Genomic DNA, 26214 nt, shown 5'->3' with positions numbered 1-26214 from the left:
GTCCTTCCGGACACGGGTGATCACTCCGCCAGAGTGACCGACCGTGACGGAATGATTGCACACCGCCGTTGATTTCGGCACATCGGCTCCCGGCGCGTCGGCCGGCCCGGCCGGGCTGCGGTCAGGTGGAGGTCAGCGCCCTCGGGTGCGAGGTCGCGTAGACCTCGCGGAGCTTGTCGACCGTGACCAGGGTGTACACCTGCGTCGTGGTGACGGAGGCGTGCCCGAGCAGTTCCTGGACGACCCGTACGTCGGCGCCGCCGTCCAGCAGGTGGGTGGCGAACGAGTGGCGCAGGGTGTGCGGCGAGATCTCCTTGGCGACGCCGGCCCGCTCCGCTGCGCGACGCAGTACGGTCCAGGCGCTCTGACGGGACAGCCGGCCGCCGCGGGCGTTCAGGAACAGCGCGTGCGACCCCCGCCCGCGCTGCACGAGGTCCGGCCGGCCACGCACCTGGTACGCCGACAGCGCCTCGCGTGCGTACGAGCCGACCGGTACGACGCGCTCCTTGTTGCCCTTGCCGCGCAGGAGCACCGCACCGGCCTCCAGATCGACCTCGTCCACGTCCAGCCCGACGGCCTCCGAGATACGCGCGCCGGTCCCGTAGAGGAACTCCAGCAGCGCAGCATCCCGAGTCGCCAGTACTGCGGGCTCTGCCTCCGCCCCGGCCGCCGCGGCGAGGATCCGGGTGACCTCATCCACCGACAGCGCCTTCGGTAGCCGCTTCGGCGGCGCAGGTGGCTTCACCGAGGTCGCCGGGTCGGTACTGGTCAGGCCCTCCCGCAGCAGGAACTTGTGGAACCCACGGACCGCCACGACGGTCCGGCCCGCACTGGAAGCGGTCAGTGGCGGGTGGTCGGCATCCCCCTCGCGCAGACGCATCAGGAAGTCGCCGACGACGGCCTCGGAGATCCTGCCGAGGCTGTCGATCTCCACACCCGCCAGGTAGGCGTCGTACCGGCGCAGGTCGCGGCGGTACGACGCCAGGGTGTTGGCGGCCAGCCCGCGCTCGACCGTCAGATGGTCGAGGTAGGAGCTGACCGCCCGCGTGATCTCCCGGCTCAGACCAGCACCTCGTCGAGCTTCAGCTGGTCGAGGCCGTGCGCCTCGGCCACCGGCCCGTAGGTGATGTGGCCGGCGTGCGTGTTCAGGCCGAGCGCGAGGCTGTGGTCCTGCTTCAGCGCCTCCCGCCAGCCCAGGTTCGCCAGCTCGACGGCGTACGGCAGGGTCACGTTGGTGAGCGCGTACGTCGAGGTGTTCGGGACCGCGCCCGGCATGTTGGCGACGCAGTAGAACAGCGAGTTGTGCACCTGGTAGACCGGGTCGGCGTGAGTGGTCGGCTTGGAGTCCTCGAAGCAGCCGCCCTGGTCGATCGCGATGTCGACCAGCACGCTGCCCGGCTTCATCCGCGAGACCAGCTCGTTGCTGACCAGCTTCGGCGCCTTCGCGCCGGTGACCAGCACGGCGCCGATCACCAGGTCGGCCTCGAGCACCGCCTTCTCGATCTCGTAGGCGTTCGACGCGACCGTGCGCAGGTGGCCCTGGTAGGTCCGGTCGGCGTCCCGCAGCCGGGCGATGTTGCGGTCGAACAACTGCACCTCGGCCTGCATGCCGAGCGCGATCGCGGCCGCGTTCATGCCCGCGACGCCGGCGCCGATGACGACGACCCGGGCCGAGTGCACGCCGGAGACGCCGCCCATCAGGACGCCGCGGCCACCGCCGTTGGCCATCAGGTGGTACGAACCGGCCTGCGGCGCCAGCCGGCCCGCGACCTCGCTCATCGGCGCGAGCAGCGGCAGTGACCCGTCCGGCAGCTGGACCGTCTCGTAGGCGATCGCGGTGATCCCCGAGTCGATCAGCGCGGTCGTGGTCTCCCGGCTCGCGGCCAGGTGCAGGTAGGTGAACAGCACCTGGTCCTTGCGCATCCGGTGGTACTCCTCGGCCACCGGCTCCTTGACCTTGAGCACCAGCTCGGCTTCGGCCCAGACCTCGTCGGCGGTGGGGACGATCCGGGCGCCCGCCGCGACGAACTCCTCATCGGGGAGCAGCGAACCGGTACCGGCCCCCTGCTGGATCAGCACCTCGTGACCGTTGCGCACGAACTCGTGCACGCCGGCCGGGGTGATCGCCACCCGGTACTCGTGATTCTTGACTTCCTTCGGTACTCCGACCTTCACAACTTGCCCTTCTTCCGTATCCAGGTGACGACTCGGGCTGAATGCTCTCCGAGTCGCAGCGGCCCACATCGTTGTGCTCCGCGGCCCGGGCGTTTCGAGGGGTTGGGAACGCCAGGTCGCTGCCGAGTGTACGACCGCCGGGTTCATACCACCCGACGGGTTGGTCCTGTCCGCCGCCGACGCGCAGGAATGCCGCGTGGCAGTCCCGTTAATCTTTACCGGCCTCTTTCCCGGCGGCTTTTTCTTAACCCGTTCAGCTACTTTCCGGTACCCCGCCGGGAAACCCCTGGAAGTTGATCGCCGAACAAAAACCGTGGTCGCGCACGATGGTTTCCGCCGCCCCGCGCGGCACCCTCGCCGATGGTTGCCCGGGCAACGAACGTTGAGTGCCGGCCCCGGGTCGGGGATGCTTGCAGCTGCCATCGTTGCCAGGTGAGGCGATCCAGGCTGGAATGGTGGTCCGCCCGCTGTTGCCGTTGTTGAACTGTGTCCGTTTTTTCAGGACCGACGAGAGGAGCACGACGTGGCGGTCGATCTGGGACGATTCGGGATCTGGCACCAGGCTGACAAGTGGGGGCCCGAGCTGGCCGCGGGGGTCGAGCAGGCGGGGTACGGCACGCTGTGGCTCGGCGGCTCCCCGCCCGGCGATCTGCGCGACGCGGAGGTCCTGCTCGCGTCCACCACCACGGCGGTGGTCGGGACCAGCATCGTGAACATGTGGAAGGACGACGCGGCCACCGTCGCGGAGTCCTACCACCGGCTGGAATCCGAGCAGCCCGGCCGGTTCGTGCTGGGGATCGGGATCGGGCACCGCGAGCACACCGGCGAGTACAAGACGCCGTACGAGACGATCGTCGACTACCTGGACGAGCTCGACGACGGCAAGGTGCCGGTGGACCGCCGGATGCTGGCCGCCCTCGGTCCGCGGGTGCTCAAGCTTTCCGCCGAGCGGACCGGCGGCGCGTTGCCCTACCTGACCACTCCCGAGCACACCAGGCAGGCTCGCGAGACGCTCGGCGCCGGGGCACTGCTGGCGCCGGAGCAGAAGATCGTGCTCGAGACCGACGACGAGATCGCCCGGGCGGTCGGCCGTGACTACCTGGCGACCTACCTGAAGCTCAGCAACTACACCAGCAACCTCAAGCGGCTCGGCTTCGGCGACCACGACTTCGCCGACGGCGGCAGCGACGAACTGGTCGACGCACTCGTGCTGCACGGCACCGCGGTCGAGATCGCCGAAGGGCTCAAGGCGCACCTCGAAGCCGGCGCCGACCAGGTCGTCATCCAGCAGCTGGGCAAGGAAGGACCGGACCTGCTGCCGGGCTACGAGGCGCTGGCCACGGTGCTGATCTAGCGCAGGATCCTGATTCAGCGCAGGGTGAAGTCGGCGAAGTCGAACCCCGGGGAGACGATGCAGGACACCAGGACCGGCTGATCCCCTGTCGGCCGAGCAGCTTGCCAAGCACCCGCCGGTACTACGGCCTGCGGGTGCTGGCCTGCCTTGACGTCAGGTCCCAGCGTGATGGCCTGCGGCTCGCCCGGGTCGTCCCCCGTGCCGCCGAGTTCCAGCGTCAGCGGCCCACCGCTGTGCCACAACCAGATCTCCGCCGACCGCACCCGATGCCAGCGCGACTCCTCCCCCGGCGCCAGCAGGAAGTAGATCGCCGTCGCACTGGCCCGGTCACCGTCGTACCCGTCGGGCCGGAACGACACCTCCGACCGCCACGTCTCCCGGAACCACCCACCCTCCGGGTGCTGCTCCAACCCCAGCACAGCTGCCAACTCCGGCCGCTCGTCAGTCGCCATGCCCAGACCGTAGCGGGCCGACCGAAATCGGCCGATCTCACGCTCCGGGGTTGCCAGGTAGCAGATCGTCGGCTATCTATTGCTGACAACGATGTCACGCCGCCCGTGAATCGACGTCGAAGGTGGGGAACCCCTTGAAGAAGTCCGCCCTGCGCCGCCGCGCGTCCGTAGTACTGGCTGGGTCCTTGATCGCAGCCGTCTCGCTGACAACCTCAGCACTTGCCGGGCCTAGTCCGGCTCCACCTGGCTCCAGTGGGAAGCCGCAGCCGACCACTGCCACGCCAGACGCCACGCCACCCGGTCTTCGCTCGGCCCAGGCCGTCGGGGCGTCACGGATCACCCAGAGCTCCGCGGACCCGACAGAGCACGTCGACCCGCTCATCGGGACATCCAACCTGGGCAATGTCTTCCCCGGGGCCGTCGCGCCGTTCGGGATGTTCTCCTTCAGCCCAGAGACGAGCAGGGGGAACGCTTACCGCACAGCGGCCCCCGGCGGCTATCTGTACGACGCCACGAGGATCCGCGGCTTCAGCCTGACCCACATGTCGGGCACCGGGTGTGCAGGTGGCTCCGGCGACATCCCCGTCTTCCCGCACGCCGGTGAGGTCATCACCTCTCCTCAGGCCGACGCCAAGGACGCTCTGTACGCCAGCACGTTCTCCCACGCCAACGAGGTCGCCAACCCGGGCTACTACAAGGTGGGGCTCGACTCTGGCGTCACCACCGAGCTGACGGCGAGCACCCGCACCGGCGCCGCCAAGTTCACCTTCCCGGCCGACAAGGCCGCCTCGTTGCTCTTCCGCACCTCGAACTCGCAGGTCGGCAGCAGCGATGCCCAGATCGCGATCGACCCGGCCAAGCGGACCATCACCGGCTCGGTGACCGCCGGCAACTTCTGCGGCTACCTCGCGTCCGTCGGGCGGCGCAGCTACTACACGCTGCACTTCGTGGCCGAGTTCGACCAGCCGTTCGCCAAGACGGGCACCTGGAAGGACACGACTGTCACCCCTGGCAGCACGAGCGCCCAGGGCGGTACGTCGTACGGGGCTGACGGCTGGATGCCCGCCAACAAGGGCTCCGGCGGGTACGTCGGCTTCGACGCCAAGACGGTCAACATGCGTGTCGGCATCTCCTACGTGAGCAAGGAGAACGCCCAGGCGAACCTGCAGGCCGAGAACCCGGCCGGCACCTCGCTGGAGAAGACAGCGGCCGCCACGAAGCAGGCCTGGCGTGACCAGCTGAGCAAGATCGAGGTCACCGGCGGCACGACCGCCTCGCGAACCACCTTCTACACGGCGCTCTACCACGCGCTGCTGCACCCCAATGTGTTCAGCGACGTCAACGGCGAGTACTGGGGCTTCGACCAGAAGAAGCACTTCGTGAAAGCGCCGCAGCAAGCGCAGTACGCGACCTTCTCCGGCTGGGACGTCTACCGCTCACAGGTCCAGCTACTGGCTCTGCTGGAGCCACGCAAGGCCGGTGACATCGCCCAGTCGCTGCTGAACCAAGCGAACCAGAATGGCGGCATCTGGGACCGCTGGACCCACGCCTCCGGCAGTACTGCGGTGATGACCGGCGACCCGTCCGCCCCTGCAGTGGCAGGCATCTACGCCTTCGGCGGCACCAACTTCGACGCCCGCGCCGCCCTGAAGTCGCTGGTGAAGGCCGCAACCGTGCCGACGGCCAAAGACCTCAGCTCGGCCGGCAAGCCGGTCATGTCGATCGGCCAGCGCCCGTCGCTCGACAAGTACCTCGCGCTGCACTACATCCCCACCAAGTCCAACGCGTGGGGTGGCGCGGTCGAGACGCTCGAGGACACCACCGCGGATTTCGCGATCGCCCAACTGGCGCTGAAGACCAACGACGGCCCGACGTACGACAAGTTCCTCCGGCGGTCGCAGTACTGGCAGAACGTCTTCAACCCGGAGAACGGCGGCTACATCCAGAACCGGGACGAGAACGGCGCGTGGCCGGGCTTCGAGCCGTCGACCGGGGACGGGTTCGCCGAAGGCAGCAGCGCGCAGTACACCTGGATGATCCCGCACAACCGGGCCGGGCTCTTCGACGCGATGGGCGGCACGGAGAAGGTCAACCAGCGGCTGGACGCGTTCTTCAAGGACGCCGACGGCAACTGGGCACTGACCAGGGCCGGAGCACTGCACGCCGAGATGGACAACGAGCCGTCCATCAACACTCCCTGGATCTACAACTACAGCGGCCAGCCGTGGAAGGCACAGGAGACGCTTCGGCAGGCCATGAACCAGCTGTGGAACACCACCACCGGCGGCATTCCCGGCAACGACGATCTGGGCGCCATGTCGTCCTGGTACGTCTGGACCGCTCTGGGCCTGTACCCCGAGGTGCCGAGCCGCGCGGACCTGCAGGTGGCCGCTCCGCTGTTCCCGAAGGCGGTCATCCACCGCGAGCGTGGCAAGTCGATCGAGATCAACGCGCCCGAGGCACCCGCGCAGTACGTGCAGAGCTTGAAGGTGGACGGGCAGCCGTCGACCAAGCCATGGCTGGACGAGGACGTGGTGAAGAAGGGCGGCAAGCTCGACTTCGTCCTGGGCGCTACGCCCAACAAGTCCTGGGGCACCGGGCCCAATGACACGCCGCGCTCTTGGCGGACCGGGGAGATCCCCTTCCAGACCTCCACCGACACGAGCCGGGTAGTGGTCGCGCCGGGGACCACCAGCGCTCCTGTGGCCATCAAGGCCCACCGCCTCAGCGGCAAGGCCACCAGCGTGAAGTACTCCGTGACCGCACCCGCCGGACTCACTGCGTCTCCTGCAAGCGGCACCTTCACAGTGGACCCAACCACTGGCATCGGCAGCGCACCAGTGACTATCACCGCAGCCCCCGGTACGCCGGACGGCCGGTACTCGGTCACTGTCGCTCTCCAAGCAGCAGACGGCACCGCACTCCCCCGATTGGGATTCACTGTCGTCGTAGGCGAGCCCAACTCCTTCTCCGTACTCCGCGAAGGCGTCGCGGCCTCAGACGACACTGGCGACCACAACGAAGCCGACTACGACGGTGGTGGCGTCAGCTACTCCCGTCAGGCGTTGGCAGCTGCGGGACTCGCTCCCGGCGCCACTGTCACCAAGGAAGGCCTGACGTTCACCTGGCCCGCAGTACCGGTCGGCGATCCCGACAACGTGCCTGCGGACGGGCAACTCCTCAAGCTGAACCTCCCGGCCGGGGCGACCAAGCTGTCCTTCGTCGGCAGCGCGGTCAACGGCAACCAGCAGGGCACGGCCACCCTGACGTACTCCGACGGCAGCACCGGCCCGGTCGACCTGTCCTTCAGCGACTGGACCCTAGGCGGAGGCGGCGACACCGTGCGCTTCGGCAACCTGGTCGTCGCCACCACGCCGTACCGGAACGAGGCGGGTGGCGGCAAGGACAATGTCACCACCCACATCTTCGCTACTGCCCCGTTCACCTTCCCGGCGGGCAGGACACCGGTTAGCGTGACGCTGCCGAAGAACCGCGACCTGCGGATCTTCACGCTGGCCACCGGCTGATCCCGATCGCCCCAGAAGGAGACCATCGATGAGAGCAACCAGTGTCATCGCCTGCGCGGCGCTGACCGTCGCAGGGCTGCTGTCCACCACCGGTACCGCGCTCGCTCAGCCCACCGCGACTGCGACACCGCAAGCAGCAGCTCCGCCGACGACCACCAACGGCCCGTGCGGCTATGTCGCCACTCCTGACGACCCGTCGCCCCGGCCGGTGTCGCTGCCGCCGGACCCCAAGCGCACCCCGGACAAGGGCATCGTGAAGGTGCTGCTGGCCACCAACCAGGGGCCGATGCTGCTGTCGCTGGACCGGGCGAAGGCGCCCTGCACGGTGCAGAGCTTCCTGCACCTGGCCAAGAGCCGCTTCTACAACTTCACCACCTGCCACCGGCTGACGCTCTACGACACCCTCAAGGTGCTGCAGTGCGGCGACCCGACCGGCACCGGTGAGCGCGGCCCGGGCTACTCGTACAAGGACGAGCTCCCGACCGACCTGCCGAACTGGCCGGGCGACGCCACCGGCACCCGCAAGGTCTACGCCCGTGGCACGCTGGCGATGGCCAACGCCGGCCCGAACACCAACGGCAGCCAGTTCTTCCTGGTCTTCGGCGACTCCCGCCTCCGCCCGGACTACACCGTCTTCGGCTCGGTGGACCGCCTCGGTCTCAAGGCGATCGACCGGGTGGCCGCCGCCGGCGTCAAGCCCACCCCGGAGACACCGGCTCCGGTGGACGGCAACCCCAACCGCAAGACCGACATCCTGCTGGCTCTCCGGCTGAGCCACTGACCGACAGAGCCACTGACAGCGAGCAATACCGAGAACAGCCGCCGGGACCCATCAGTCCCGGCGGCTGTTGTCTTGAGCCGCGGGCTACAGCTTCGGCATGCCGCTGATCGACAGAGTCGGCGTCAAGGACCGGAGGAAATCCTCGGCGCCGAACAGTTGACCGGCGGAGGCGACGCCGATGGTCCGGGTCTGTCCGGCCAGGATGCGCTGGACGGCCTCTACAGCCAGCGGTGCCGTGATGGCGTAGATGTCCTGGCCGTTGGCTGACGTGCGGCGTTCGTCGCCTCCACTGCGGACCACGACGTCCACTACGAACGTCTGGTCCGAGCGGCCCGAGCTGTCGACGGCCGTTGGCTCCGGGGTGTCCTCGTCGGACAGGTCCTTGGCCGCCTCGATCGACATGTACGTGCGCACCTCGGAGACCGTCAGGTGGCTCGGGATCGTCACCACGTCGGTCATGGTGAACCCGGCGATCACCTCTCGCCGCCCCACCGGATCCGGGAAGTCCCAGGCCTGCTGCACCGGCCGCTCGTCGTGGTACTGCAGCTCGCCGTCCCGGAAGCGGACCCGGCGGCCGCCGCGACGGTCGTGGGACACCTGCCCTGCGGTACGGGTGCCGGGGGTCGGGTGCCAGCTGTTCAGGCCGTAGGCGACGTGCACCTCGTCTGCGCCGGCCCACTCGCCCATAGCCGCAGTCGCGAGCAGGTCGCCGAGACCGCCGTAGAAGGCCATCGCCGGTACGACGGCAACGCCTGCCTCACGGGCGGCCTCCGCATAGTCGGCGAACATCGCGACGTTCGCCTCGATCTCCGCCGCGACATCGACGTACGGGATCCTGGCACGCAGTGCAGCCTCGACCACGGGTCCTGCCGTCACCGCGAAGGGACCAGCGGCGTTGATCACCGCTGCTGCTCCGGAAAGCGCCTGATCCAGCGCCTCAGGGTCATCGATGGCGGCTGGGCGAACGGTGAGGCCGTCCCACTCCGCGGCCAGTGTCCTGAGCTTGGCCGCGTCCCGCCCGGACAGGATCGCGGTGAACCCTCGCTGGACGAGTTCGGCGACGATGAAGCGGCCGGTGTGCCCGGTCGCGCCGTAGACCACTACTGCCTTCGCTGTCTGCATAGCTCAACTGTGGCGGCCGACCGGTACTTTCCGTGATGGTCCGAACGACAGCATGCGTACACTTTCGGACATGCACACGATCGCGCTGGCGACCGCCGGCCACCTGCTCCACTTCGAGCTGGGTGTGGCCTACGAGATCTTCCGGACACCTCCGGAGGAGATCGCCCGCGACGACTGGTACGACGTGCTGCTCTGTGGCCCGGGTCCGGTGACGGTCGGCCCGTTCACCCTTGACCCGGAGTACGGACTGGATCGGATAGTCACGGCCGACACAGTGCTCGTGCCCGCGTGTGCCGACGTCGACGTCGCTGCACCGCCGGAGCTGGTCGAGGCTATTCGCGCGGCTCACGACGCCGGCGCCCGAATCGCCTCGCTCTGCACAGGCGCTTTCGCGCTGGGCGCAGCCGGGCTGCTGGACGGCCGGCGCGCCACTACCCACTGGGCGCACACAGCAGAACTCACTGCCCGCTACCCAGCGGCCACCGTTGACCCGGACGTGCTCTACACCGACAACGGCAGCGTGCTGACCGCAGCGGGGAAAGCGGCAGCGGTCGACCTCTGCATCCACCTGATTCACCTCGACCATGGCGCGATCATCGCCAACACCGTTGCCCGCCGGCTGGTCATGCCCCCACACCGGCCCGGCAGTCAGGCACAGTTCGTCGCCACGCCCATGCAGCCAGCTGGCGACCACCTACTGGCCGGCCTGCTCGCCTGGGCCCAGGAACGCCTCGACGAGCCGCTGACAGTGACCGACCTGGCCCGGCAGGCCAACATGAGCCCCCGCAACCTCGGCCGCCAGTTCCGCTCGGTCACCGGCCAGACCCCGCTCCAGTGGCTCCTGACCCAACGCGTACGCCGGGCGCAGGAGCTTCTGGAGGCAACTCCCAACAGCATCGAGTCAGTAGCCGTCGCGACCGGCATGGGCACGGCCACTACGCTCCGCCGCCAGTTCAAGCGAGTAGTAGGTGTCCCCCCAGACTCCTACCGCCGTTCCTTCCGCACCTCCCCCGCCTGACCCGCTCAGTCCTTGGCGGGCCAAGGTGAGTCGGCGGGACGGAGGTTGTCGAAGCCGGGGCCGTTGAGGGCTGCCCAGGCGGCGAGGGCGCCCATGACGAGGATCGGGTTGTGGAGGTCGCCGGCCAGGACCGCGCCCACGACGTCCACCAACGGAGCCCAGACGGTCTCCATGTCCGCTTCCTCGTGGAGGCGGTCGTAGGTCTCGGAGGCCTCCGACAGGTCGCGGGCCAGAAAGATGCGCACGGCCTCGTTGGTCAGGCCGGGCGAGGTGAAGGCGTCCACCAGCACCCGCCAGTCGGCAGCCTTGGTGGCGGCCTCCTCCCAAAGCTCACGCTCGGCGCCCAGCCGGTAGGCCTCCCCCTGTACGTCGAGGAGGCCGGCGGGTGGCTCGAGCAGGCGGTGGCCGACCGGATGCCGGTACTGCCGGACCAGCAACATCCGGTTGTCCTGGTCCAGCGCGACCACCCCGACAGCGCCGGGGTGCACGACCACATCGCGAGTGAAGGTGTCGCCGCCGCCCAGCGGGACGATCTGGTCACGGCGGACCGAGATCACCCGGCCGGTCGAGTGCACCACCTCCGACGACGCGACCTCCCACGACTCCGCCGCATCGGCCAGCCCGGCGCCGAAGCGGAGTACCGGGTGGTCGGTCATCGCGCCTTCGCCGCCTCGACCTTGGCGTCGGCCTTGGCCGCGCTCTTCGCCGCGGGCTTCCCGGCCGGCTTGGTCAGGTCCTCGACCGGCAGCCGCGACTCACGCTGGCGAACCAGGGCGGCCTCGATCAGCCCGGAGAACAGCGGGTGCGGCTTGGTCGGCCGCGAGCGCAGCTCCGGGTGCGCCTGGGTGGCGACGAAGTACGGGTGCAGCGAGCGGTTCAGCTCGATGAACTCGACCAGCTCGTTGTCCGGCGACGTGCCGCTGAACACCAGCCCGGCCGCCTCCAGCTTGTCGCGGTAGGCGTTGTTGACCTCGTAGCGGTGCCGGTGGCGCTCCTGCACCGACGGCGCGCCGTACAGGCTCCGGACGATCGAGCCCTCGGCCAGGTTCGCCGGGTAGAGCCCGAGCCGCATCGTGCCGCCGAGGTCCCCGGCGCCGTCGACGATGTGCTTCTGCTCCTCCATCGTCGCCACCACCGGCTGCTCCGCGTCCGGGTCGAACTCCGACGAGTTCGCCTCCAGCAGGCCGGCCAGGTCGCGGGCGACCTCGATCACCATGCACTGCAGGCCGAGGCAGAGGCCGAGGATCGGGATACCGGTCTCGCGGGCGTAGCGGATCGCGCCGATCTTGCCCTCGATCCCGCGCACCCCGAAACCGCCGGGGATGCAGATCGCGTCCACGTCACCGAGCAGCCGCGCGGCCGCCTCGGGGGTGGCGCACTCGTCGGAGGCGACCCAGCGCAGGTTGACCTTGGCGTCGTTGTCGAAACCGCCGGCCCGCAGCGCCTCGGCGACCGACAGGTACGCGTCGGGCAGATCGATGTACTTGCCGACCAGCGCGACCGTGACCTGGTCGGCGGGGTGGTGCACGACCTTCAGCAGTTCGTCCCAGCGGGTCCAGTCGACGTCGCGGAACGGCAGGTTGAGCCGCCGGACCACGAACGCGTCCAGGCCCTCGCCGTGCAGCACCTTCGGGATGTCGTAGATGCTCGGCGCGTCCGGCGCGGCCACCACGGCCTCGACGTCGACGTCGCACATCAGCGAGATCTTGCGCTTGACGCCGTCCGGGATCGGCCGGTCCGCGCGGCAGACGATGGCGTCCGGCTGGATACCGATCGAGCGCAGCGCGGCGACCGAGTGCTGGGTCGGTTTGGTCTTCAGCTCACCGGCCGGCGCCATGTAGGGCACCAGCGAGATGTGCAAGAAGAAGACGTTGTCCCGGCCGACGTCGTGGCGGACCTGGCGGGCCGCCTCGAGGAACGGCAGCGACTCGATGTCGCCGACGGTGCCGCCGATCTCGTGCAGCACCACGTCGACGTCCGGGCCGGCCATCGCCAGCATCCGGTCCTTGATCTCGTTGGTGATGTGCGGGATCACCTGGACGGTGTCGCCCAGGTACTCACCGCGGCGTTCCTTCGCGATCACCGACGAGTAGACCTGGCCGGTGGTGACGTTGGCGACCTGGGACAGGTCCCGGTCGAGGAAACGCTCGTAGTGCCCGATGTCCAGGTCGGTCTCGGCGCCGTCGTTGGTGACGAACACCTCGCCGTGCTGGAACGGGTTCATGGTGCCGGGATCCACGTTGAGATACGGATCCAGCTTCTGCATGGTGACCCGGATGCCGCGCGCCGTCAGCAGACTGCCGAGGCTTGACGCTGTCAGCCCCTTGCCGAGACTGGAGGCGACGCCACCGGTGACGAATACGTGCTTGGTCTGCTGCCCGAACGAAGCTCTGTCCACGGGCTTTAAGGCTACCTCTTGTCAAGCAGTGGTCGCGACGAGACCCGCGTAGAGATGCAGCAGATTCTTTGCGACTTCGTCCTCGTCCGGCCATCCGGCCGCCAACTTCCCGCCTGCTGTCCGCATAGCGGCCGCTTTCGCCGGATCAGAAAAAACTTCCAGTACGCCGTCCGCGAGCCCCGCCGCGTCGCCCGCGGCAGCCAGAACGGCGCTGTCCTCGACCAGTTCGGGGATTCCGCCGACCGCTGTCGCCACCACCGGTACGCCGGCCTGCACCGCCTCCTGCAGCACCAGCGCCCGCGCCTCCCAGTGCGAGGTCAGCAGGAACACATCAGCCGCCCCCAGCAGATCGGCTACGTCACTGCGGTGGCCCAGCAGGCGTACCGGGAGGCTTTCAGCGTCGATCCTGGCCTGCAGGTTGTCCTTGAGCGGCCCATCGCCCACCACAGCGAACACCACGTCAGGCTGCTCGGCGGCCACTGCCGCTGCAACCGACAGCAGAGTCGGGTAGTCCTTCTGCGGAGCCAGCCGGCCCACTGAGAGCACCAGCGGCCTGTCCCCCACCCCTAACGCCTCCCGCACCTCCGCGGACGGCGTACGGACCTCTGGCAGCGCAGGAGCCGCCACTGGCGCCAGCTGCGCGTCGCGCGCTCCCAGCGACTTGGCGAGCTCCACCAGGTCGCTAGACGCCCCTAGAGTCAGGTCGGCTCCGCGCGCGACCAGTCGCTGCCCCAGCCGCATGACCAGCCCACGAGGCCCAGTAGTCAGTACTGCGTTGTGCCACGTCACCACGAGTGGCCTGAGCTGCGCCCGGTCGCGCAGCGCCGCAGTACCGGCTCGGTAGCCGTGGGCGTGCACCACGTCGCAGCCGCGCAGCCCTGCTGCCTGTACGACGACAGTGGCGTCGCCGAAGTCGAAGTGCTCCGCAGTACCGGGTGGGGCGCAGACGACGACCTCGTTGCCCGCCTCGATGAAGCGCGGCACCAGCGAAGCGACGTGCTGCCCGATCCCGCCCCGGGACTCCGCCAGCAGCAGGCCGATCTTCATGACTTCTCCTCCACAGCAGTTGGCACACCCCGGCGCAGCAGCGCGCGGGCATCCGGCCGGTCCAGTGCGACCGCGACGCCGACGTACACGATCACGACGGCCAGGCCGGACAGTAGCGAGAACACCAGAGCGCTACCCCAGCCGCCGTCCTCAGCAGGAAGCGCAATAAGCCAGCCAGCAGCTCCGGCGAGCACGGCGCCGACCAGTGCGGCAAGGGTCGCGCGGAGCAGACCGTCGAGCACTCGGGGTCCGGCCAGCCGGCGCAAGACCACCAGCAGCGCGACCGCTCCACCGACCATGCCGACCGACATGGCCGCCGCTAGGGCACCCACTGCGTCCAGCCCGTCCCAGCGCAGTGTCAGCAAGACACCCGCGACAGCGACCGCCAGCCAAGCCGCACCCGTCACCACGGCGACCTGGCGACCAGCGTGACGGGCGTAGAGCACGCGGCCGACATGCATCAACAGTCCGAAGGCGATGATCGCCGGGGCGAAGGCCACCAGACCGTTGGCCAGCGAGGAGGCTTGTGCGTCCTGCACCCGCCCGTCGTTGTAGGCAAAGATCCGGGCCACCGGAACCGCCGTACCCACCAGCAGCGCAGCGCCTGCGCCGCCGGCCAGCATCACTGCCCGGTTGGAGGTCGCCGCGAACAGGTCGAAGGCCGCCGAGTCGCGGGCGTCGAAAGCCGCCGCCAGGCGAGGGAACACGGCCGTGGTGATCGGCACCGCCAGTACGGCGTACGGGAGGAGGTAGATCGCGTTGGCCCAGGTGTAGACGGCGATGCTGCCGGCTGCGCCCCGGTGGTTGGCCAGGTAGGTGGTGACGACGAAAGCCAGTTGCTGCGCGACCAGTACGGCGAGACCTGCTGCTGCGAGCTTGCGCAGTACGGGGCCGACGCCTGGGTCCAGGCGAAGAGTCGGCCTGATCGGCAGGCGCAGCAGGAGCATGGGCACGAGCACTGTGAGCGCCAAGGCGAAGACGCCGGCCGTCGTACCCCAGGCGAGGAGGTCAGCGGCTCCGCGGGATGCCTGGTCGGCAACGGGAGCTGCTGCGGCGAAGAGGAAGTAGGTGGCGACCACTACGAGACTGGAGATCAGCGGAGCCACAGCACCGGCGGCGAAACGCTTGTGGGACTGCAGCACGGCAGTCGCCACCACAGCGATCGCATAGCCGAAGACCTGTGGCACGAAGATCAGCAACATCCTGGTCGCGGTGCCGGTGGAACCGCCGCACTCCGGCCCCGCGTCCAGCATCGCCGAGGTGTACCGGGAGGCGAGAAGCCAAGCCAGCAAGGCGAACGGGGTCAGCAGGATCAGCGACCAGGTCAGCAGCGCGCCGATGATGCGCCCCTGCGCCGCCCGGTCGCCACGAGCCACCGGCCCGGCCAGGACCGGGATCACCGCACCGGCGAGCGCTCCACCGACGACGATCTCGAAGACGACGTTCGGCAACTGGTTCGCCGTCGCGTACGCGTCGGCCAGACAACCGGCGCCCACCGTCTTGGAGAACACCAGCCACCGGCCGAACCCGACCACCCGCGCCAGAACGGTGACGCCTGCAACCAGCAAGGCGGCCCGAGCGATCCGCCCGCCCGTGCTCACCGGGGCCGTCGGCCCCACTGGTCGATCTTGTCCAGCACCGGGGTGTTCGCGATCACCTTGGTGAAGCTGACCTTCTCGCTCGCCAGGTTGAGCGCGACCACGGCACCCAGAGCCAGCACCTTCAGCGGTCGCGGCAAGGCCGACGCCAGCGCCGTGCCGGTGATGGCGCCGAGCCCGTTGGCCCCGCAGTCACCGAGCATCGAACGCTCGCCGAGATCCGACGGAGCGGCCGCGGCCGCGGCGCCGATCACTGCGGCGGCGGGGCCACCGGCGACCAGCGCGACCGGTGCGCTGACCGCCGTGATGCCCTTCAACGCGCGGCCCGGACGCAGGTCCAGCAGGTTCGCGAGGTTCGCCGTACCAGCGATCAGGGCGCCGTCGGTGAGGATCTCGACCGCGGCACCGAAGCCCTTCGTACGCCGCGGCAGCAGCGCGGCCGCAGCCAGGCCGGCGGCGCCCACCCCGAGGATCTTCACCGCGCCGCTCGTCACCTCGCCACGACGCAGCGCGGTCAGATGACCGCGGAAACCCTTGGTATCGGTCGCACCGGCAAGATCGTCGTACGCACCGACCGCCCCGGACACCGACCCCGCCAGCAGAGCCGCGGCCTTGACCCGGCCGTCCGACCGGCTCGCGGCCACACCTGCCAGCGCACCCAGCACCGCGACGGGACCTTCCAGCAGCGTGACCGTCTCGCCCCGGTGGTTGGTCCGCTCGAACGGCGCCCGGTTCTCCTTCGGCAGCTTCGCCGACGCGCGCTCCAGCCCGGCCGTCGCGGCAGCAGCGATCACCGCACCCAGCAGACCCATCTCAGTTGCTGCCCTTCACCATGTCGGCCGACGGCGCGACGCCGTTCTTCGCATCGACCCCGCCGTACTGCCCGGCCTTACCGCCGGCCTGCTCGGCCAGCGCGAAGACGACCGTCATCTGACCGCTCGGGAGGTCCGCGGCGTCGACCGAGGACAGGCCCTTGGTCGCGTCGGAGTCACCGCGCAGCGCCTTCAGCAGCCCGCCGTTCTGCGCCGAGGCGGGCATTCCGGCGACCACGACGCCGGCGCTGGCCGCGTCGAGTCCCTCGGCGAAGTCCACCGCGTCGTTGTACGACGAGTTGTCCGGGGCCGGCGTCGGCGGCTTGGCGGCGACCACCACGATCAGGCTGCCGCGGTCCTTCGGCGTCGGCTTCAGCGAGATCAGCTTGGCGCTGGTCAGGCCGTTGATGATCTTGGTCGACTCCAGGTCGACGGTCTTGGCCTCTTCCCTGGCCGCCACGCCGCGGGCCAGGATCATCCCGGCGCGCTGGTAGGTGTTGCTCTCGGCCGGGAACTGCAGGTCGCTGGTGACCAGATCGTTCACCAGCGGCTCGACCAGCTGACGCTGGCCCGGGTCGAACAGCTTGCTGTCCAGCGAGACGCGGGTGGTGACCTGGCCACCGGCCTGCTCGATCGACTCGACGATCGCGTTCGTCATGTCGCCGGCGGCGTTCGGCATGGTGACCAGCACGATCCGCTTGTTGGTCAGCTTGCCGTCGGTCAGCCCCGCGGTCACCTTGGCGACGTAGTCGTCGCGGTACTTGTCCAGCGCCTTGGCCTGCAACAGCTGCTCGCGCTGGTCCTCGACCGTGGCCCGGTCCTTGTCGGCCTGGGCCTGGACCAGGTCGCTGCCGGCGCCCTTCAGCGGTCCGGCACCCAGCACCACACCGGCGCCGAGGGCGAAGAAGATCGCCACGATGGAGACGATGTGATAGCGAAAGTCGATCACGTGAACAGCTCCCGGATCCAGTAGACAAAGTCGTTCCAGCGCGCCCGCAGGATCGACCACAGCACGTCGTCGGCGCCGATGGCGACCATCGCCACCCCGAGCGCGAACAGGCCGGCCGCGATCAGCGCGACCACCTGGAGGGTCGACACCCGGCTGCGGTAGAGCCGGCCGACGCCCTTGGCGTCCACCAGCTTCGCACCGACCCGCAGCCTGGTGATGAAGGTGCTCGCCATCCCGGAGCGCCCCTTGTCCAGGAACTCCACCAGCGAGTTGTGGGTGCCGACCGCGACGATCAGCGAAGCACCCTTGGAATCGGCCAGCAGCATCGCGACGTCCTCGCTGGTGCCGGCGGCCGGGAACTCGATCGAGTCCACCCCGAGCCGCTCCATCCGCTCCGAGCCCGGCGCGTGGCCGTTGCGGTAGGCGTGCACGACCACCTCGGCGCCGCACCTGAGCGTCTCGTCGGTGACCGAGTCCATGTCGCCGACGATCAGGTCGGGGACGTAGCCGTTCTCCACCAGCGCGTCGGCGCCACCGTCGACACCGATCAGCACCGGCCGGTACTCGCGGATGTACGGCCGCAGCGCGACCAGGTCCTCGCGGTAGTCGTAGCCACGGACCACGATCAGCACGTGCTTGCCGTCCATCGGCGTGTGCACGGCCGGTACGCCGATGCCGTCCAGCAGCAGGTCGCGCTCCTGGCGCAGATACTCCAGCGTGTTGGCGGTGAAGGCCTCCAGCTGGGTCGACAGCCCGGCGCGGGCGTCGTCCATCAACTGGGCGACGCTCTCGCTGTCCTGGTTGACGCCCTTGGCGACGACTTCCTCACCGCGGTACAGGATGCCGTCGTGCAGCCGGACCCGCTCGCCCTCGTGCAGCACCGAGAAGACCTCGCGGCCGACCCCGTCGACCAGCGGAACCCCCGCCTCGACCAGGATCTCGGGGCCGAGGTTCGGGTAGCGGCCGCTGATCGAGTCGGCGACGTTGACCACCGCCGCGACCTTGCAGTCGACCAGCGCCTCGGCGCTGACCCGGTCCAGGTCGACGTGGTCGATCACCGCGATCTCGCCCGGCTTGAGCCGTTTGGTGAGATTCTTGGTACGGCGATCGAGCCGGACCACCCCGGCGGTCCCGGGCAGTTCAGGTGGGCGTGCTCTCCGCAGACTGGGCAGTTTCATCGCTTACTCATCCTGCCATGTCAAGAGCCTTCCCCCCGCCTTTTGGGCGGCCACCTCCCCGGCGACGCGGCAAATCATCCTTTCGAACCACACCCGGTGGTCAGGACTTCTTCTTCTTTCTGCCCTTACCGTGACGCTGCGCGGCCAGCGCCAGCAGTTCCTCGGCGTGCGCCTGGGCGGCGTCGGAGTTCTCCAGGCCGGCCATCATCCGGCTGAGCTCCTTCAAACGCGCGTCGTCGTCCAGCGCCACCAGACCACTGGTGGTGACCGAGCCGTCGTCGCTCTTCAGCACCACCGCGTGACGGTCCGCGAACGCGGCGACCTGCGGCAGGTGCGTCACCACGATCACCTGCGCCTTCTCGGCCAGCTTCGCCAGCCGCTTGCCGACCTCGACCGCGGCCCGGCCACCGATCCCGGCGTCGATCTCGTCGAACACCAGCGTCGGCACCTTGTGCGTGTCCGACAGGATCACCTCGAGCGCCAGCATCACCCGCGACAGCTCACCGCCCGAAGCCGCCTTCTGCAGCGGCCGCGCGGGGCTTCCCGGGTTCGCCGCGAAGCAGAACTCGGTCTCGTCCGCGCCGAACGGCCCGGGGGTGCTCTCGTGGATCTCCACCGTCAGGGTCGCGTGCGGCATCGCCAGCCCGCTCAGCTCCTCCGACACCAGGACGCCGAGCCGGCCCGCCGCCTCACGGCGCGCGGTGCTGATCCGGTCGCCGAGATCCTTCAGCTGCGCGCGAAGCTCGGTCAGCTCCGCGGTGAGCTGCTCGACCCGCTCGTCGCTGCCTTCCAGCTCGGCCAGCCGGACCGCGGACCGCTTGGCCCACTCCAGCACTTCCTCGACGGTCCCCTGCTCGGCCCCGTGCTTGCGGGCGAGCGCGGTCAGCAGCGCACGCCGCTCGCTCACCACCGAGAGCCGGGCCGGATCGGTGTCCACGTCCGCGGCGTACGACGAAAGCTCGCCGGCCAGGTCGGCGGCGAGGTAGCCGAGCTCGCTCGCGCGGTCGGCCAGCTCCGCCAGTTTCGCGTCGTGCTCGCGCTCGCCGTCCAGGGCCTGCTTCGCCAGTGACAGCAGACCGAGCACGTCACTCGGCCGGGTCGACTCCAGGTCCTCGGAGGCCAGCGCGTCGGCCGCGGTCGTGGCCGCGGTCCGCAGGCCGTCGGCGTACGCGAGTCGCTCCTCCTCGGCCGCCAGCTCGACGTCCTCACCCGGGATCGGCTCGGCCTTCGCGATCTCCTGCAACCCGAAACGAAGCAGATCCGCCTCGGCCAGCCGGTCGCGCTCACGGGTGGTCAGCTCGGTCAGCTCGGCCTCGACCTCCCGGTGCCGCCGGTACGCCGTGGTGTACTCCCCCAGCGGAACCAGCACCGGCTTGCCCGCGAAGGTGTCGAGCGTCTCGCGCTGCTTGGCCGGCTGCAGCAACCGCCACTGGTCGGCCTGACCGTGGATCGCGACCAGGTCACCGGTCACCTCGGCCAGCACCGAGACCGGCACCGAAGCGCCGCCCAGGAAGGCCCGCGACCTTCCCTCGGACGACAACTCGCGCGCGATCAGCAGCTCGTCGTCGTCCAGCTCGCCGCCCCGGTCCTCGGCCTGCTGCACGATCGACCTCGGCACGTTGCTCGCGCGCCCCTCGACCCGGGCCCGCCGCACGCCGTGCCGCACCAGCCCGCTGTCGGCCCGGCCGCCCAGCAGCATGTTGACGCCGGTCACGACCATCGTCTTACCGGCCCCGGTCTCGCCGGTGACCGCGGTGAAGCCCGGATCGAGCTCCAGCGTGGCGTCCTCGATCACGCCCAGTCCGGTGATGCGGATCTCCGAGAGCATGTGCTACTTCTCCTCTTGGTCACTGCGGTCGCGCTCGGCGCGTCCGCGCCAGCCGAGCACCGGTAGATCGAACTTCGCCACCAGCCGGTCGGTGAAGGACGCCTCGTGCGCCCTCGCCAGCCGGACCGGCATCTTCCCGCGCCGGACCTGGATCACGGCGCCCGGCGGCACCTCCACCATCCGCCGGCCGTCGCACCACAGCACCCCGCGCCCGTGCCAGGCCGCGATCAGCTCGATCGACAGCTGCGAGGTCGGTGCCACCACGATCGGGCGGGAGAACAACGCGTGCGCGCTCAGCGGAACCATCAGGATCGCCTCGACCTCGGGCCAGACGATCGGGCCACCGGCCGAGAACGCGTACGCCGTACTGCCGGTGGGCGTCGCGACCACCACCCCGTCGCAGCCCCAGCGCGACAGCGCCCGGCCGTCGACCTCGACCATCACCTCGAGCATCTTCTCGCGGGCCGCCTTCTCCACGCTGGCCTCGTTCAGCGCCCAGGTGTCGAAGATCAGCTCGTCGTCGTGCCAGACGTCGACCGCGAGCGTCATCCGCTCCTCGACGGTGTAGCTGCGCTCGACCACCACCTCGACGATCCGCTCCAGGTCGTCGCGCTCGGCCTCGGCCAGGAAGCCGACATGGCCGAGGTTGACCCCCAGCACCGGCGTACCGTGCGGGCGGGCGAGTTCGCAGCCGCGCAGGATCGAGCCGTCGCCACCGAGCACGATGATCAGCTCGACGTCCTGGGCGGCCTTGGCGGGATCCTCGGCGATCTCGACCGGTTCGAGCTTCATCGCCTCGAACTCGTCGGTGAGCAGCCTGACCAGCAGACCGGCGTCGGTCAGCAACCGGTGCGCCTCACGGGCCACGTCGACGGCCAGCTCACGGCCGGTGTGCGTCACCAGCAGCACGCGCCGGGGCTCTGGCGCCGGGTCAACCACGGGGTCCTGCCCTTCACCGATGGACGCAGCAGCAGTCACTGCGGGCCGCTCTCGATGGCGGTCCGGAGCATCGTCTCATCGAGGGGCGGGGCCGTACGCCGTATCCACAGGAAGTATTCGACATTTCCTGACGGACCGGGCAACGGACTGGCCGCCACGCCGGCCACGCCCCAGCCCAGACCGGCCGCCTTCGCGGCCACGCCACGGACGGCGTCGGCCCGCAGTACCGGGTCACGGACGACGCCGCCCTTGCCCAGCCGCTCCTTGCCGACCTCGAACTGCGGCTTGACCATCAGCACCAGGTCGCCCTCGGGGTCGACCACGGCCAGCAGCGCGGGCAGCACGATCGTCAGCGAGATGAAGCTGAGGTCGCTGACCACCAGCTCGACCGGTTCGCCGCCGATGTCGTCCAGGGTGAGCGTGCGGACGTTGGTGCGGTCCATCACGGTGACCCGCTCGTCGGTCTGCAGCGCCCAGACGAGCTGGCCGTAGCCGACGTCGACGGCGATCACGCCGGCCGCGCCGTTCCTGAGCAGGACGTCGGTGAACCCGCCGGTGGACGCGCCCGCGTCCAGGCAGCGGCGGCCCTTCACCTGTACCTCGCTGAACGCGGCCAGCGCGCCGACCAGTTTGTGCGCGCCTCGCGACGCGTACCCCGGGTCGTCAGTCTCGGACGTGTCGACCAGGATCGCCGCGTCCGTACCCACGCCCGTAGCCGGCTTGGTGGCCACCGTCCCGGCGACCTTGACCTTGCCCGCCAGCACGAGTTCGCTGGCCTGATCCCGCGACCGTGCCAGCCCACGCCGTACCAGCTCGGCATCCAGCCGGGAGCGCTTCACTCCTTTAGCCATGGACCCTCGCGGTCACTCAACTCCGGTCGCCACGGTCGGCGTCCGCCTCCACCAGAGCACTCTGCAGCCGCTCGTGCAGATCCGCGTAGACCTCGGCATGCTCCTCCACCGGCCGCTCCCGCAGCTCGTCCAGCCGCGCCATAGTCTCCTCGACCAGCGGGTGCAAACCGTCTTCCCGCTCGTCGCTGACAGCAGTCGCTGCGGTGGTCGCAGGAGTCGCCGCTGGAGCAGGAGTTGCCAGGCTCGGAGCCGCAGGAGTCGGTGCCGGAGTCGCTGGCTGCGGAAATGTCTGCGGCCGCGGGAACGCCTGACCAGGAGTCGGCGCGGCAGGCCGCGGACTGGCAGGGGCATCGGATCGCGAGTACTGCGAGCCGTCCGACCGCGACTGCTCCTGCGAGCCAGCTCGCGAGTACGGCGACGTCTCCGCCTGCGAGTGCTGGGTGCCTGGCCGAGCGTGCTGCTGAGCGTCGGCTCGCGAGACCAGGCTCTCCGGCCGCGACTGCTGCTGCGCCTCCGGTCGCGCGTGCTGGCTCTCCGGCTGCGACTGCTGCGGCGAACCGGCTCGCGAGTACGGCGACGTCTCCGCCTGCGAGTGCTGGGTGCCTGGCCGAGGGTGCTGCTGAGCGTCGGCTCGCGAGACCTGGCTCTCCGGGCGCGACTGCTGCTGCGCCTCCGGTCGCGCGTGCTGGCTCTCCGGCTGCGACTGCTGCGGCGAGTCGGATTGCGGGTGCTGGTGTGCAGGGGCGCTCGGTAGGGGACTTGCTGGTTGTTCAGGCTCGTCGTACGACTCCTCCGGACCGTCGTCCACGAAGGAGTGCCGGGTCGGCTCGTCGAGGGAGGCCTCGAAGGCTTGCTCGGTGTCGTCCGCCGTACCGAAATCCGGTTCCGGCTCAGGAGTGGGATCGCCGTAGACCGTGAAACCGGCCAGCAACGGATCAGTGTGCGGGCGGCCCTGCAGCGTCGGGTTGACCCACGCGCTCGGGCGATCGGGCTCGTACCGCGAACCGGTCCGCGAGTCCGGACCGGGCTCGGCGTCGTAGTCGGGTTCGCTGCTCTCGCCGGGCTCGGGCACGTGCCCTGGCTCGACGTCGGGGTCGACCGCCGGGGGGAACTGCTCGCCGGGGTAGTCGGTCACGTCACGCCTTCTTCGCCGGGGCCTTCTTGGCCGTCTTCTTCGCCACCGTCTTCTTGGCGGCAGACTTCTTCACGGCAGCCTTCTTCGCCGGCGGCACCGCGACGGCGGCTTCCTTGACCGGCGGCACCGCGACTGCCTTCTTGGCAGCGGCCTTCTTCGCCGGAGCCTTCTTGACCGGCCCGTCCGTCGAGGCCGGAGCCGACGCCGTGGCAGCGAAAGTCGCCGCCACCAACGCGTCGTTGGCATCGGCCAGCTCGCGCTCCAGCCCGTCGACCCGCCGGCTCAGCGCCGCGACCTCCTCGGACCGGACGAACCCGAGCCGCGCCACCGCGCCCTCGACCTCGTTGGCCACGATCGCCTGCAGCAGCTGGCGATTGCTCTTGCTGGTGGCAACGATCTCCTCGGCCAGGTCGCTCACCTTGGTGGTCACACCGGACGTCAGCGCGTCCGCGCCGCTCTGCTGCAGCAACGCCTTCGCGGCCTGCTGGGCCCGCTGCTTCGTCACCTCGGTCAGACCGTTCGCGAGCTGAACGTAGCCACGCAGTGCATCCATCACCATGAGAGAAACCTCCGTTGATCTCGGCCCTGCTCCGCCACCCCGGTCAGGCCTGGTACCAGCAACGGTATCGCGCCCGTCCCGCATTACCAGCCCACCCATGCCTGCAGCAAGAGGGCTATTTGCTCAGACCCACCCGGTGCAACGCCTCGTCGATCGTGATCGACCCCGGCTCCGGCGCCCGCTTCGGCAACGGCCGCCGCGCCCGGGACGCGCCCTTGGCCGCCGTCTTCGCAGCCGGCTTGGCCGGTGCGTCCACCGCGGCCCAGGTCGCCGACAGGATCGCCCGCAGTCCGTCGTACGGTTCGCCCTCACCGGTGACCGCGACTGCCCCGTCGACGACCGAAGCGGTCCAGCCCTCGCACGTGTGCTTGGCGCCGTCGACCGTCACGCCCGGGTGTTTCTCCCGCAGCGCGCCGAGCCCAGCCCCGATGTACGTCGGCCGCTCGTTCTTCGGCGCCGCCGCCAGATCATGCGCATCGTGTACGCCGGTAGCGACCCACAGACTCGCGATTCCCACGGCGTGCGCACCGGCGATGTCGGAGTCCAGCCGGTCCCCGATCATCAACGGGTTCTTCGCCTCGAGCCGCTCGATACTCGTCTCCAGCAACGGCGTCTCGGGCTTGCCCGCCACGATCGGATCCACCTCGACCGCGGCCCGCACGGCCTGCACCAGCGTCCCGTTGCCCGGCGCCTTGCCGCCTGCCGTCGGGATGGTCAGGTCGAGGTTCGTCGCGTACCACTTCGCGCCCTCGTTGATCGCGTGCGCGCCGTCCGCGAGCATCACCCAGTTCACGTCCGGGTGGAAGCCCTGGACCACGGCGACCGGATGCGCGTCGCTGCTCCGGACCGGTCGCAGTTCGTACTCCTCCAGCGCCGAAAACAGCCCCTCGCCACCGACCACGAGGACCGGTGAACCCTTCGGGAACTCCTTGGCGATCAGCTTCGCCGCCGCCTGTGCGGAGGTGACGACGTCGTCGGCGATCACGTCCAGCCCGAACGACGCGAGGTGCTCGGCGACCACCGAGGCCGGCCGGCTGGCGTTGTTGGTGATGTACCCGATCCGCAGGCCGTCCTTGGCCGCCTTGCGCAGGTTCTCCGGTGCGTCCGGCACGGGGTCCGGGCCGACGTACACGACGCCGTCCAGGTCCAGCAGCGCTACGTCGTACCGGCCGGCGAGCGGTTCGTCACACGGCGACAGTGGAGCGGGCGATTCCGGTGCCTTGGTCATGCTTCCCCCCGTACGATCTGGCCCATGTCAGATGTGTCCGCCGGCGTACTGCGGCTCGAGCCGCTGCGGGCCTGGCGCTTCGTCGCGGGCAAGGTGAGCGCACTCGGCGCGGTCACCTCGCCGCCGTACGACGTACTGGAACCCGCTATCGTCCGGCGGCTGACTGACTCTGATCTCCACAACATGGTGAGGCTCATCCTTCCACGCGATCCCGAGCTCGGTCCCGGCCGGTACGACGAGCCCGCGCGCAGGCTGGCCGACTGGCAGCATCGGGGGGTGGTGATCCAGGACCGGACGCCCGCGCTCTACGTGTACGAACAGCAGTTCCAGGGCGCCGTGCTGTGCGGTCTCGTCGGATCCCTCGGGCTGGATCCCGCTCGTCGGGTGGTGCTGCCGCACGAAGACGTGATGCCGCACTGGGTCGACGACCGGTTGGAGCTGATGGAGGCCACGGACGCCGATCTGGAACCGATCCTGCTCGCCTACAACGGCGGCCGGGTGGCCGGTGACGCCGTCGACGAGGCCCGGACGGGTGAGCCGTGGCTGGTCGCCGACACCGAGAACGGCGCGCATCACCGGATCTGGCGCATCGATGATCCCGAGACCCTCAGCGGTATCGCGAAGGAACTGGCGGCCCACGAGGCGCTGATCGCCGATGGTCACCACCGCTACGCGGCGTACCTGGAACGCAATCGGCGCGAACCGGGTCGTGACGGCACACAAGTCGGCCTGGCCATGCTGGTCGACAACAACCGGCACCCGCTGACGCTGGACCCGATCCATCGCGTCGTACCGGGGCTGACCCTCGAGGTGGTGTCTTCCCGCACGCCGTCCGGCTGGCAGGTGCTGCCTGGCCGAGTGGAGGGCGTGCCAGACCGCATCGCCATCACTGACGGGACCTCCTGGGTGACGTTGCAGTCCACGGAGGGGCAGGTGACTCCGACGGTTGCCCTGCTCCATCAGGAGCTGCTGCCGGCTTGGGGGGTGCCTACTGATGAGGTCACCTTCCACCACGCGCTTGCTGACGCAGTAGCTCTCGCCGGGCCACAGCAGGCGACCGTGGAACTGGTGGCGCCTCTCCTGGATCAGGTGCTCAACTCGGCTGTGCGCGGAGTCGTGCTGCCGCAGAAGGCGACCTCGTTCGGCCCCAAGCCGCGGGTAGGCCTGCTGTTCCGGATGCTCAGCTAGTTCCTGGACAACGACGAACGGCCCGGGCAGGCAGCAGATTTCTCCACCACCCACCCGGGCCGTCCCAGTCGGTCA

The 26214-nt window shown here is 69.7% G+C and carries 22 protein-coding genes; 5 read left to right on the top strand and 17 right to left on the bottom strand.

Features of this window, described 5'->3' with window-relative positions:
* Positions 1 to 121: 121 nt before the first annotated feature.
* Together xerD and ald are read right to left on the bottom strand one after the other, a co-directional pair.
* Positions 122 to 1063 carry a site-specific tyrosine recombinase XerD gene (xerD, locus tag OX958_RS11220; protein ID WP_270139032.1) on the bottom strand — a complete coding sequence of 314 codons (942 nt, stop codon included), beginning with the start codon at positions 1061 to 1063 and terminating at the stop codon, positions 122 to 124.
* Positions 1060 to 2175 carry an alanine dehydrogenase gene (gene ald, locus OX958_RS11215; protein WP_270137221.1) on the bottom strand — a complete coding sequence of 372 codons (1116 nt, stop codon included), beginning with the start codon at positions 2173 to 2175 and terminating at the stop codon, positions 1060 to 1062. Before ald ends, xerD begins: the two co-directional genes overlap by 4 nt.
* A 523-nt stretch (positions 2176 to 2698) precedes the next feature.
* Between ald and OX958_RS11210 the strand changes: the two genes are divergently transcribed.
* Complete coding sequence (locus tag OX958_RS11210; protein ID WP_270137220.1) at positions 2699 to 3529, top strand: LLM class F420-dependent oxidoreductase; 831 nt, start codon at positions 2699 to 2701, stop codon at positions 3527 to 3529.
* A 14-nt stretch (positions 3530 to 3543) separates the two neighbouring features.
* Here OX958_RS11210 and OX958_RS11205 read toward each other — a convergent pair whose 3' ends face one another.
* A complete protein-coding gene (locus OX958_RS11205; RefSeq protein ID WP_270137219.1) occupies positions 3544 to 3981 on the bottom strand; it encodes a cupin domain-containing protein in 438 nt (145 codons plus the stop codon).
* A gap of 122 nt (positions 3982 to 4103) precedes the next feature.
* On the opposite strand from OX958_RS11205, the gene OX958_RS11200 reads away from it, so the two are divergent.
* Both OX958_RS11200 and OX958_RS11195 read left to right on the top strand, forming a co-directional pair.
* Positions 4104 to 7508 carry a GH92 family glycosyl hydrolase gene (locus OX958_RS11200; RefSeq protein WP_270137218.1) on the top strand — a complete coding sequence of 1135 codons (3405 nt, stop codon included), beginning with the start codon at positions 4104 to 4106 and terminating at the stop codon, positions 7506 to 7508.
* 28 nt (positions 7509 to 7536) lie between these two features.
* On the top strand, positions 7537 to 8289 hold the full coding sequence (locus OX958_RS11195) for a peptidylprolyl isomerase (RefSeq protein WP_270137217.1): 753 nt from the start codon (positions 7537 to 7539) through the stop codon (positions 8287 to 8289).
* Positions 8290 to 8373: 84 nt separating this feature from the next.
* Here the strand turns inward: OX958_RS11195 and OX958_RS11190 are convergent, their stop codons facing one another.
* Complete coding sequence (locus OX958_RS11190) at positions 8374 to 9411, bottom strand: saccharopine dehydrogenase family protein (RefSeq protein ID WP_270137216.1); 1038 nt, start codon at positions 9409 to 9411, stop codon at positions 8374 to 8376.
* Positions 9412 to 9481: 70 nt separating this feature from the next.
* Here OX958_RS11190 and OX958_RS11185 point away from each other — a divergent pair, with 70 nt between their 5' ends.
* A complete protein-coding gene (locus tag OX958_RS11185) occupies positions 9482 to 10429 on the top strand; it encodes a helix-turn-helix domain-containing protein (RefSeq protein ID WP_270137215.1) in 948 nt (315 codons plus the stop codon).
* A 5-nt stretch (positions 10430 to 10434) separates the two neighbouring features.
* On the opposite strand, the gene OX958_RS11180 is transcribed toward OX958_RS11185, so the two are convergent.
* The 13 genes from OX958_RS11180 to OX958_RS11120 all read right to left on the bottom strand — a co-directional run bounded on the left by OX958_RS11180 (position 10435) and on the right by OX958_RS11120 (position 24951).
* The gene (locus tag OX958_RS11180) at positions 10435 to 11085 is read right to left on the bottom strand and encodes an NUDIX domain-containing protein (RefSeq protein ID WP_270137214.1); all 651 of its coding nucleotides are present in this window, start codon (positions 11083 to 11085) and stop codon (positions 10435 to 10437) included.
* The gene (locus tag OX958_RS11175; RefSeq protein WP_270137212.1) at positions 11082 to 12827 is read right to left on the bottom strand and encodes a CTP synthase; all 1746 of its coding nucleotides are present in this window, start codon (positions 12825 to 12827) and stop codon (positions 11082 to 11084) included. Before OX958_RS11175 ends, OX958_RS11180 begins: the two co-directional genes overlap by 4 nt.
* A gap of 21 nt (positions 12828 to 12848) precedes the next feature.
* Positions 12849 to 13874 (bottom strand): glycosyltransferase family 4 protein, encoded by a 1026-nt coding sequence (locus OX958_RS11170; protein WP_270137211.1) that lies wholly within the window; start codon positions 13872 to 13874, stop codon positions 12849 to 12851.
* Positions 13871 to 15493 (bottom strand): murein biosynthesis integral membrane protein MurJ, encoded by a 1623-nt coding sequence (gene murJ, locus OX958_RS11165; protein ID WP_270137210.1) that lies wholly within the window; start codon positions 15491 to 15493, stop codon positions 13871 to 13873. Before murJ ends, OX958_RS11170 begins: the two co-directional genes overlap by 4 nt.
* Entirely contained in the window at positions 15472 to 16284 is an 813-nt protein-coding gene (locus OX958_RS11160; protein WP_270137209.1) for a hypothetical protein, read from the bottom strand. The genes murJ and OX958_RS11160 overlap by 22 nt, the downstream gene beginning before the upstream one ends.
* A 1-nt stretch (position 16285) precedes the next feature.
* Positions 16286 to 17233 carry a copper transporter gene (locus OX958_RS11155; protein WP_270137208.1) on the bottom strand — a complete coding sequence of 316 codons (948 nt, stop codon included), beginning with the start codon at positions 17231 to 17233 and terminating at the stop codon, positions 16286 to 16288.
* Positions 17230 to 18411 (bottom strand): putative cytokinetic ring protein SteA, encoded by a 1182-nt coding sequence (gene steA / locus OX958_RS11150; RefSeq protein ID WP_270137207.1) that lies wholly within the window; start codon positions 18409 to 18411, stop codon positions 17230 to 17232. Before steA ends, OX958_RS11155 begins: the two co-directional genes overlap by 4 nt.
* A 100-nt stretch (positions 18412 to 18511) precedes the next feature.
* Positions 18512 to 20239, bottom strand: a complete 1728-nt coding sequence (recN, locus tag OX958_RS11145) for a DNA repair protein RecN (protein WP_270137206.1) — start codon at positions 20237 to 20239, stop codon at positions 18512 to 18514.
* 3 nt (positions 20240 to 20242) lie between these two features.
* The gene (locus OX958_RS11140; RefSeq protein WP_270137205.1) at positions 20243 to 21178 is read right to left on the bottom strand and encodes an NAD kinase; all 936 of its coding nucleotides are present in this window, start codon (positions 21176 to 21178) and stop codon (positions 20243 to 20245) included.
* A 35-nt stretch (positions 21179 to 21213) separates the two neighbouring features.
* Positions 21214 to 22029 carry a TlyA family RNA methyltransferase gene (locus OX958_RS11135; RefSeq protein WP_270137204.1) on the bottom strand — a complete coding sequence of 272 codons (816 nt, stop codon included), beginning with the start codon at positions 22027 to 22029 and terminating at the stop codon, positions 21214 to 21216.
* Between the two features lie 16 nt (positions 22030 to 22045).
* Positions 22046 to 23164, bottom strand: coding sequence for a hypothetical protein (locus OX958_RS11130; protein ID WP_270137203.1), 1119 nt, complete (start codon positions 23162 to 23164; stop codon positions 22046 to 22048).
* A 1-nt stretch (position 23165) separates the two neighbouring features.
* Positions 23166 to 23723, bottom strand: coding sequence for a phasin family protein (locus OX958_RS11125; RefSeq protein ID WP_270137201.1), 558 nt, complete (start codon positions 23721 to 23723; stop codon positions 23166 to 23168).
* A 115-nt stretch (positions 23724 to 23838) separates the two neighbouring features.
* Entirely contained in the window at positions 23839 to 24951 is a 1113-nt protein-coding gene (locus OX958_RS11120; RefSeq protein ID WP_270137200.1) for an HAD-IIA family hydrolase, read from the bottom strand.
* A 24-nt stretch (positions 24952 to 24975) separates the two neighbouring features.
* On the opposite strand from OX958_RS11120, the gene OX958_RS11115 reads away from it, so the two are divergent.
* The gene (locus OX958_RS11115) at positions 24976 to 26139 is read left to right on the top strand and encodes a DUF1015 domain-containing protein (protein WP_270137199.1); all 1164 of its coding nucleotides are present in this window, start codon (positions 24976 to 24978) and stop codon (positions 26137 to 26139) included.
* Positions 26140 to 26214 lie beyond the last annotated feature (75 nt).

This window comes from Kribbella sp. CA-293567, from assembly GCF_027627575.1.
In the GTDB taxonomy this organism is placed as follows: domain Bacteria; phylum Actinomycetota; class Actinomycetes; order Propionibacteriales; family Kribbellaceae; genus Kribbella.
Note: the sequence above shows the minus strand (reverse complement) of the source record. Positions and strands in the feature narration are given on the sequence as shown.

Excerpts from the sequence above, each read along its gene's own strand:
- OX958_RS11205 (WP_270137219.1), bottom strand. The coding sequence starts at position 3,981 with ATGGCGACTGACGAGCGGCCGGAGTTGGCAGCTGTGCTGGGGTTGGAG.
- OX958_RS11195 (WP_270137217.1), top strand. The coding sequence starts at position 7,537 with ATGAGAGCAACCAGTGTCATCGCCTGCGCGGCGCTGACCGTCGCAGGG.
- OX958_RS11190 (WP_270137216.1), bottom strand. The coding sequence starts at position 9,411 with ATGCAGACAGCGAAGGCAGTAGTGGTCTACGGCGCGACCGGGCACACC.
- OX958_RS11185 (WP_270137215.1), top strand. The coding sequence starts at position 9,482 with ATGCACACGATCGCGCTGGCGACCGCCGGCCACCTGCTCCACTTCGAG.
- OX958_RS11180 (WP_270137214.1), bottom strand. The coding sequence starts at position 11,085 with ATGACCGACCACCCGGTACTCCGCTTCGGCGCCGGGCTGGCCGATGCG.
- OX958_RS11170 (WP_270137211.1), bottom strand. The coding sequence starts at position 13,874 with ATGAAGATCGGCCTGCTGCTGGCGGAGTCCCGGGGCGGGATCGGGCAG.
- OX958_RS11160 (WP_270137209.1), bottom strand. The coding sequence starts at position 16,284 with ATGGGTCTGCTGGGTGCGGTGATCGCTGCTGCCGCGACGGCCGGGCTG.
- steA (WP_270137207.1), bottom strand. The coding sequence starts at position 18,411 with ATGAAACTGCCCAGTCTGCGGAGAGCACGCCCACCTGAACTGCCCGGG.
- recN (WP_270137206.1), bottom strand. The coding sequence starts at position 20,239 with ATGCTCTCGGAGATCCGCATCACCGGACTGGGCGTGATCGAGGACGCC.
- OX958_RS11135 (WP_270137204.1), bottom strand. The coding sequence starts at position 22,029 with ATGGCTAAAGGAGTGAAGCGCTCCCGGCTGGATGCCGAGCTGGTACGG.
- OX958_RS11125 (WP_270137201.1), bottom strand. The coding sequence starts at position 23,723 with ATGGTGATGGATGCACTGCGTGGCTACGTTCAGCTCGCGAACGGTCTG.
- OX958_RS11120 (WP_270137200.1), bottom strand. The coding sequence starts at position 24,951 with ATGACCAAGGCACCGGAATCGCCCGCTCCACTGTCGCCGTGTGACGAA.
- OX958_RS11115 (WP_270137199.1), top strand. The coding sequence starts at position 24,976 with ATGTCAGATGTGTCCGCCGGCGTACTGCGGCTCGAGCCGCTGCGGGCC.